Here is a 7,847-nt window from a genome sequence, read left to right as displayed (position 1 = left end):
TTTTCTACGGATTCCCTTGCGGACCGCTGTATCTGTCTCTTTCTCACTTTTGTCCGTCAGGATCTCTTCCTGTCCTTCCAAACGGGAGACGGTCTCCATCAGTTCCTCCACCGAAGGATCACCTTCAGGCAGACTTCCCATTTCGAATCCCTCTGCCTCTGCAATCTCATGGATCTCCTGCAGGGTCTCGCTGATTTTCTTTTTCAGCTTTTCCTCGTATCCCAACACCGCTTTCTTGAATACAAAGGAATATTTATTGGCATCCGCCTCGATTTTCGTCCCATCGAGGAAGTAATTTTCAAAGTCAATGAAGCCGCGATGATGCAATTCCATCACCATCGCTTCGAATAAATCATCGATCATCTTGGGCATTCGGACCCCGCGGAACTCATTGATGGTCCGGTAGTCGGGAAGCTGGCCGGCGGCCAGCCACATAGCAGGAATGCTTTCCCTTGTCAGCTTTTCAATGCGCCGGCAGGAATATTCCTTTTGGGAGTAGGCGTAAAGAATGATCTTAAGCATCATCTTCGGGTGGTAAGAACTGCGGCCGCCTCCGGAATAATGCGCAATGAGCTGATCATCCGGAATCGTCTCGATCATTTCATCAATGACACGTGCCACATGGTCATCGGGAACCAGCGATTCGACATCGAAGATGGCGAAGGACTGGCGGTTATCATAGGGCTTGAAGACAGGCGCCAACCGGCGTTTTGGACGTTTTTCCTCAGGCTTGTTCACCTCTGCCAAGATCTCCATTTCTGTGATATACTCTGTTGTAGCAGTCTTCGGATTGCACATAAAAAGATCGCTCCTTTGTGTGTGTTGTTGTGGTGACTCCATTCTACAAAAGGCAGCGGTCTTTTTCTATTTTTTTGAGAGAGATAAAAAACAGAAAGGGGCTGTCACAGAAAGTCGTTTTTATCGACTTTCTGGACAGCCCCCTTTTTTGATTCCAAGGATGTCGCCGGGGGAGGCGGGACGAGGCGAATCGAATGATTAGCCGCTCGAATCGAACGATTACGCCCGCGAATCGAACGATTACGCCTCTGAGTCGAACGATTATGCCCGCGAATCGAACGATTACGCTTCTGAATCGAACGTTTACGCCGCCGAATCGAACGATTCCCCCGCCCGGCGGCCGGACCTACATCCGTTTGCCGTTGTTGCCCTTGCCGATCTGCTTCAGCGGGTAAAGAAGCAGGTCGCCGGCGAGTTCGGCCGCGCGTGACCATAGATCCCCTTTTCCGGCGGACAGCCGCTTCACGGTGGCTTCGGCCTGTTTCTGCTGCTCCTGGAGCTTCAGAAGTGTGTCGAATCCGCTCCGGACCAGGCCCCTCATCCGCTCCTGCATTCCTTCCGCCACTTCGGGGAAAAATCCGCTGAAATGGTCTTCGCCGATCCAGTTCTGGGCGTTTGCCGCTTTGTCGATCTCGCGCTTGAAGTACGCCGACTGCGCCTCCATCAAATAATACAGGTCGAGCGCTTCCTGGATCCTCGACAACTTGCCCCATCCGATGCTCTTCGCCCGGTAAAGCCGGACGGCGTGCCGGACATCCTCACCTCGGGCATGGCGGGCGGGCTTGTCCCTGTAAAGAGCCGTGTAATCCGCGTCGGGGAGCGACGGGTACCAGCGACGGAACCGCTCTTCGAATTCCGTGAGCACGGTCTTCATTTCCCGCCGGGCCTCTTTCTCGTACTGGCCCTTCGGATAATAATAGTCAAGCAGCTGCTCGCGGCGTTTCCGGCGGGCAAACCAGCCGCCCGCCTCCGGCCAGTCGGGATACGGACCGCCTGCCGTCACCGCACTCGCATCCTTCCGTTCCTCTCCGTCCATGTCGCTCCCCCCTTTCCTTAACTCTGATTATACGCCATTGCGCGGACGCTTTCACGAAAGGCTTTCTTTATCGCAAATGAAAAATCCCGGAAGGCCGTCACGCGGCAATCCGGGAAACCGTTATTTGATCCACTTGTGGAACATCGGGCTCTGGCCATCGTCGCCGAACACCGGGTCCTGCTCGGGGATCGGCACGTCGGCAATCGTGTTGACCGCCTTCGCCTTCTGCGCCGGGTCCCGTTCCTTCAGATCGGGTTCCATGCCGTCCGGATAGGCGCCGACCACTTCGAAATCATCCGAAGCCTCGATCTTTTTGTGGCCGGTTCCGGCCGGCAGGAGAACAACATCGCCCGGTTTCATCTCAAGGCGTTCGCCTGCGTCTCCGCCGATGAGCAGCGTGCCGGTCCCTCTCCGGACACCGAGCACTTCGTGCGTGTTCGAATGGTAATGGTGATAGTCGTACACATCCCCCGTCCAGCTGTTCTTCCAGCCGTGGCTGGCGAATGAACCCTGGATGGAATCCGGACCGGGGCCCGGGTCGCCGTCATACGCGTTCTGATAGAAAATGACCGGCAAGTTCGGATTGTTCGGCACCTGCCCGTCATCTTTCACGAAAAACGATCGCACTTGCACGTCCATGTCTGCCATCATTCCTTTCTTCGGATGTCTTGACCCTCTCCCCTTTCCTCTACCCGCCATGGCGTTCGTTAATCGTTTGCAAATCAATCTCTTTCTGCCGGGCCGGGCTTGGATTCCGGCAACTGACCGGCCGGCTCTTCCGCAATCGACCCGCCGCCAGCGGCAATTCGGACCCTAAACAGAAGAATCGCCGGTTCGCGGCAGGAACGGCTCCGGGTTAATCTCAAGTCACCCGGGAATCCAACAAGCGCTGTGCACGGCCGGAAAGGCCAGCCGATGAAAACTGAAGAAACTTTGATGCAGTACGAACCGATGATTTCCTCGATGCTCCGGAAGCTGAATATCCACCGCGATCACGACAATTTCCGCCAGGCTGCGCGTCTCGCACTCTGGGCCGCCCTGGACAAATACGATCCGGACCGGGGCCATTTCGCCCCGTTCGCCTACCGGACGATCCGCGGCGCCATGCTGGATGAACTGAAAAGAGAGGCCCGTTACGGCGAGTTTTTCACCGCCGTCGAAGGGGACACACTTGAAGTTCTGATCGGAGACCGCGCAGGCGTAGCTGTGCCGGATGATCCGCGGAAAGAACTCCTCCGCGACGCCGTCTCCCGCCTGAATCCGGAGGAACAGCTTCTCCTCCACCGGCTGTTCGAGGAGCGGCTGCAGCAGGCGGAGATCGCCCGGATGGACGGCATCTCCGTCCCGGGCGTCAAAAAGCGCCGCGAGCGCCTGCTTCATAAGCTGCGTTCCTTGATGAAAGACGCATTGGCGGAAGAAGAACAGCGGGCAAAGCCGCGCCGGCGTTTATCCGAGGACTGGCCGGGTAAAGATGAATATGCAATTAAACAGGAGGGATTGATTCATGGTGAAAATTTTATCAGTTGAAAACGGCGTACAAGCCAAAGAAGAAATCGAGAAGCTCGTGAGCCAAGGCTATGATAAGGACGACATCTACTTGTTCGCCCACTATCAGGAGCGGGAAGATGACCTGGCGAAAGCGCTCGACGTGGAAACACCGGGCATCGGCGAAACCGGCTTCTTCCAGACGATGAAGAACTTCGTTGCGAAGCGCGGCGACGAGCTCCGTTCCGAATTCGAAGGCGTCGGCCTTTCCAAGCAGGAAGCCGATGAATATGAAAGAGTGCTGGACACAGGGAAACTCGTCCTCGTCGCACAAGACAAGTAATCCTGAAGCGCCGCCCACGCTGGCGGCGCTTTTGCATACCCGGAAAAAAAGGAGGAATGAAGATGGGCATCCACCGCTTTTTTGCCAGCATGAATGACTTGGAGCGGATCATCCGGGCTCCGGGCAAATTCAAATTTGAAGAGCATAACGTCGCCGCCCACTCGTGGAAAGTCTCCCAGTACGCGATGTTCTTCGGGACGCTCGAAGAGATGAAAGGCGCCGCCGTCGACTGGAAGTCGCTCTATGAAAAGACGATCAACCACGATTTCGCCGAAGTATTCATCGGCGACATCAAGACACCCGTCAAGCACTCCTCCCCCGAGCTGAAGCAAATGCTTGCGACCGTCGAGGAAAAAATGATGGAGAAGTTCATTCACCGGGAGATTCCCGAGGAGTTCCAGGAAGTGTTCTTCCACCGGATGAAGGAAGGCAAGGACGGCACGCTCGAGGGCCAGCTGCTCGAACTCGCGGATAAACTGGATCAGTTCTACGAGGCGTATGCGGAGCTGAAGCGCGGAAACACCGAGCCGGATTTCGTCCAGATGTATGAGATCGCTTTGAAGAAAATCCTCGCCATGCCGCTTGAGGCGAGCGTCGCCTACTTCCGCGACGTGATCGTCCGGGACGTCATCAATGAAAAAACGGCCGTCGATGTGAAGAGCCTCACCTTGAGGATTCTGGAGAATCCGGAAGAGCCGGATAACTGACCGGAAAGTCCGGCAGCAACCGTGCGAGTGTCTCTTTCGCTTCTTCCTCCATCAACTATAAGAATATTCGGTATTGTGCATCGTGTGGATATCATGTATAATTATGAAATCCGATTCGTATCCTGCACTACCGAAAGATCAACGGAAACCGGAAAGGACCCCTTGGTGGTTCCTTTTTTATTTCCAAAAGGGAAAGGAAGATGCTTTATGCAGACCACGCGCGATACCATGGAAGAGACCCGCCGGACCGCCAATGACTATGTCCACCATGTTTATGAGCTCGTGAAACGCCGCAACCCGGGACAGAAGGAATTCCTCCAGGCCGTCCGGGAAATCTTCGACTCCCTCCGCCCCGTCTTCGCACAGCACCCGGAATACATCCGGGACGGAATCCTCGAGCGGATCGTCGAACCGGAGCGGGTCATCTCGTTCCGGGTGACGTGGGAAGACGATAGCGGAAAAGTCCACGTGAACCGCGGCTACCGGGTCCAGTACAACAGCACGCTTGGGCCGTACAAAGGCGGGATCCGCTTCCACCCGTCCGTCAACGACAGCATCATCAAATTTCTCGGATTCGAGCAGATCTTCAAGAACGCCCTCACCGGCCTGCCGATCGGCGGCGGCAAGGGCGGCGCCGACTTCGACCCGAAAGGCAAATCGGACCGCGAGATCATGCGGTTCTGCCAGAGCTTCATCACGGAGCTGTGGAAGCATATCGGACCGGACACCGACGTCCCGGCCGGAGACATCGGTGTCGGAAAGCGCGAGATCGGCTACATGTTCGGCCAGTACAAACGCCTCCGCAATGCGTACGAAGCAGGCGTCTTCACCGGCAAGGATCCGGACAACGGCGGCAGCCTCGGCCGCAAGGAGGCGACCGGATACGGACTCGTCTACTTCACCGCCGAAATGCTCGCCCACCACGCGCTCGGCATGGAAGGTAAAAAAGTGGTCGTTTCCGGTTCGGGCAACGTCTCGATCTATGCGATGCAAAAAGCGATCGAGTTTGGAGCCACGGTCATCGCCTGCAGCGACTCGAACGGCTTCATCCATGATCCAGCCGGCATCAACCTCGATACGGTCAAACAGCTGAAAGAAGTCGAACGACGGCGGATCAAGGATTATCTTGATTTCCATCCCGAGGCCAAGTACACAGAAGGGTGCCAGGACATCTGGTCAATCCCGTGCGATCTCGCCCTTCCATGCGCCACACAAAATGAACTGAGCGCCGAATCGGCCGCCCTTCTTCTAGCGAACGGTGTCATCGCGGTGGCCGAAGGCGCCAACATGCCGTGCGACCAGGAAGCAATCGACCTGTTCATCGAAAACGGCATCCTGTTCGGGCCGGCCAAGGCGGCAAACGCCGGCGGAGTCGCCGTGTCCGCGATGGAGATGTCACAGAACAGCATGCGCTACTCCTGGACCGAAGAAGAAGTGGACGAAAAGCTGAAAGTCGTCATGCAGGACATCCACCGGAACTGTGTGGAGACGGCCGAGCAATACGGATTCGCGGGCAACCTGCTGGCCGGCGCCAACATCGCCGGTTTCCGGAAAGTCGCGGACGGCATGGTCTCGCACGGATTGAACTGACGGGCCGGGACCGGCAAAGAGACGAGAATGAATGCATTCTCGTCTTTTTTGCGTGAATGAGATTCAGAACGGAGCGAAGCGTTGCTTTTATTAGGGCGAGCGTTATCTTTATATGGCGAAGCGTTGCTTTTATCGGGGTGAGCGTTATCTTTATCCGCAAATGCAGCCAGCGGTGCTGACTCTTGATAGACTTTTGCAGCCAGAAGGTCCATCTGACAGACGATTCTTGAATATCTCTAATTATCGTTTGGTGTGATATAATTTATTCATTCAAAAATTTCATCAGCTAAGGAGATATTCAAGATGCTTAAAGAGCTTTTCATCGGTCTTTCCCAAAACCAGATGCTGAACGCGGCCGCCAAGAAATATGGCCTGAAGCTCGGCGCACAAAGTGTCGTTGCCGGCACGAACCTTCCTGAAGCCATCCAGACAATCCGTGAGCTGAATTCAAAAGGCATCTCGGCAACAGTCGACAACCTCGGCGAGTTTGTCTACGAACGCGATGAAGCCGTCCTGGCAAAGGAGCAGATCCTGGACGTTGTCCGTGCGATCCATGAAAACGGCGTGGACGCCCATATCTCCCTGAAGCCTTCCCAACTCGGCCTCGACATCGATTATGAATTCTGCCTCGGCAATCTCCGCGACATCGTGGACGCCGCCGCGAAGCATGATATCTTCATCAACATCGACATGGAAGACCATGCCCGGCTCCAGCCGTCGTTCGATCTTCTCGACGAGCTGTCCAAAGACTACGACAATATCGGGACCGTCATCCAGGCCTACTTCTACCGGGCCGAGGAAGACATCCGCAAATACAAAGATTTCCGCCTCCGTCTCGTGAAGGGCGCCTACAAGGAACCTGCCGAGTACGCCTACACGGACAAGGCCGACATCGACCGCAACTATATCGAACTGATCGAGTACCATCTCCTGAACGGGAAATTCACATCGATCGCCACACACGACGACAAAATTATCGACCATGTGAAAAAGTTCGTCGAAGAGCATGACGTTTCCCGCGACAAGTTCGAATTCCAGATGCTGTACGGCTTCCGCCGCGATCTGCAGCTCAAGCTCGCCGCCGAAGGCTACAACTTCACGACCTACGTGCCGTTCGGCAATGACTGGTACGGCTACTTCATGCGCCGCCTCGCCGAACGCCCGCAGAACCTGAACCTCGTCGCAAAGCAAGTGTTCACTCCGAAGACGAACGCCATCATCGGACTCGCTGCCGGCGCGTTCCTGCTCGGCCGCCTGACGAAACGCAAGTGATTGTATAAGACACGCCGCTCCTTTTGGGGGCGGCGTTTTTTGATGGCTGGGTTATTGGGGCGAGCGATGGAGGGTTCCGCGGATGCAACAGAGAGTTTTTTGGTCGGGTTTTTTTTCCTCAGGCCGGAGTGCTGGGGTGGTCGGGAGACGAGATGGAAGAGTTGGGTCGCGAAGTGGAAGAGTTCGGCCTCGAGATGGAAGAGTTGGCCCTCGAAGTGGAAGAGTTGGGTCGTGAGGGGAGGTTTGATCGGGCGGCCGCCGCTTTCGCGGATGCTTCAGACACTTTCGCGGGAGCATCCAAGCATTCCGGCCCCAAAATGAAAAGCACCCGCCGCGGCGGGTGCTTTCCTATTGTTTATGCAACTCGTTCATTTCATTCCGACAGTTTTTCGATGGTTTTCGCGAGCAGGAGGCAGCGCGGGACGAAGGTGTCGACTTCCATGTATTCGTCATCACGGTGGGCGTTGCCGCCGACCGGGCCGAGACCGTCGATTGTCGGGATGCCCGCTGCGGACGTGTAGGAGGCGTCACCTCCGCCGCCGGTCTTCGTGTCGGTCACGTCAATGCCGATTTCCCCGCCGATCTCCTTGATCAGATCCACAAGAGCGGCGGTGCC

9 protein-coding genes are annotated in these 7,847 nt (G+C 56.0%); 5 read left to right on the top strand and 4 right to left on the bottom strand.

Going from position 1 to position 7,847, the window contains the following annotated elements; all coding sequences use genetic code 11:
- The 3 genes from BN1189_RS08455 to BN1189_RS08445 form a co-directional block, all read right to left on the bottom strand.
- Positions 1–798: transposase (locus BN1189_RS08455; RefSeq protein ID WP_179860903.1), on the bottom strand; the 798-nt coding region annotated here is incomplete at its 3' end.
- A gap of 346 nt (positions 799–1,144) precedes the next feature.
- Positions 1,145–1,834: a hypothetical protein gene (locus BN1189_RS08450; protein WP_040227354.1), complete on the bottom strand. Its 690-nt coding sequence runs from the start codon at positions 1,832–1,834 to the stop codon at positions 1,145–1,147.
- Positions 1,835–1,954: 120 nt separating this feature from the next.
- Entirely contained in the window at positions 1,955–2,473 is a 519-nt protein-coding gene (locus BN1189_RS08445; RefSeq protein WP_040227365.1) for a cupin domain-containing protein, read from the bottom strand.
- Positions 2,474–2,749: 276 nt separating this feature from the next.
- Here BN1189_RS08445 and BN1189_RS08440 point away from each other — a divergent pair, with 276 nt between their 5' ends.
- From BN1189_RS08440 to BN1189_RS08420, 5 genes are all read left to right on the top strand, one after another.
- A complete protein-coding gene (locus BN1189_RS08440) occupies positions 2,750–3,361 on the top strand; it encodes a sigma-70 family RNA polymerase sigma factor (RefSeq protein WP_052455762.1) in 612 nt (203 codons plus the stop codon).
- Positions 3,339–3,662, top strand: a complete 324-nt coding sequence (locus BN1189_RS08435; RefSeq protein ID WP_040227352.1) for a general stress protein — start codon at positions 3,339–3,341, stop codon at positions 3,660–3,662. The genes BN1189_RS08440 and BN1189_RS08435 overlap by 23 nt, the downstream gene beginning before the upstream one ends.
- 62 nt (positions 3,663–3,724) lie before the next feature.
- Entirely contained in the window at positions 3,725–4,369 is a 645-nt protein-coding gene (locus tag BN1189_RS08430; RefSeq protein WP_040227350.1) for a YfbR-like 5'-deoxynucleotidase, read from the top strand.
- Positions 4,370–4,576: 207 nt separating this feature from the next.
- Complete coding sequence (gene gdhA, locus BN1189_RS08425) at positions 4,577–5,959, top strand: NADP-specific glutamate dehydrogenase (RefSeq protein WP_179860935.1); 1,383 nt, start codon at positions 4,577–4,579, stop codon at positions 5,957–5,959.
- A gap of 303 nt (positions 5,960–6,262) precedes the next feature.
- Positions 6,263–7,231 carry a proline dehydrogenase family protein gene (locus tag BN1189_RS08420; RefSeq protein ID WP_040227349.1) on the top strand — a complete coding sequence of 323 codons (969 nt, stop codon included), beginning with the start codon at positions 6,263–6,265 and terminating at the stop codon, positions 7,229–7,231.
- A gap of 373 nt (positions 7,232–7,604) precedes the next feature.
- On the opposite strand, the gene BN1189_RS08415 is transcribed toward BN1189_RS08420, so the two are convergent.
- On the bottom strand, positions 7,605–7,847 hold a 243-nt coding region (locus BN1189_RS08415), incomplete at its 5' end, for a M20/M25/M40 family metallo-hydrolase (protein WP_040227347.1).

Origin of the sequence: Bhargavaea cecembensis (assembly GCF_000826125.2) — a bacterium.
Taxonomy (GTDB): domain Bacteria; phylum Bacillota; class Bacilli; order Bacillales_A; family Planococcaceae; genus Bhargavaea; species Bhargavaea cecembensis_B.
Note: the sequence above shows the minus strand (reverse complement) of the source record. Positions and strands in the feature narration are given on the sequence as shown.